We start from the raw sequence: 230 nt of genomic DNA, 5'->3' as shown, positions 1-230 counted from the left end.
ATGCATGGTTGTGGTAGCGCGAAGCCTGGTGGGACGCGTAGAACATCTCCGATGCCAGCAACTGGGCATGCTTGAAGATGGCCGAACGCAGGCGAACCATGAAACGGTGCTCGAACTGCTGTCGCACACCGATATCCCAGATCAGCAGGAATGCCAGCAGCCGCTCGGCAGTACCGTGGTCATACCAGGCAAATTTGCGGTCTTCATCGGCGTTGAAGTAGCTGCGCTCC

1 pseudogene is annotated in these 230 nt (G+C 57.8%); it reads right to left on the bottom strand.

The window, feature by feature from the left end:
- A pseudogene (locus SB765_RS34380) lies at window positions 1–230 on the bottom strand (hypothetical protein); the annotation flags it as partial.

It is taken from the genome of Pseudomonas sp. SIMBA_067, assembly GCF_046534675.1.
In the GTDB taxonomy this organism is placed as follows: Bacteria; Pseudomonadota; Gammaproteobacteria; order Pseudomonadales; family Pseudomonadaceae; genus Aquipseudomonas; species Aquipseudomonas putida.
Note: the sequence above shows the minus strand (reverse complement) of the source record. Positions and strands in the feature narration are given on the sequence as shown.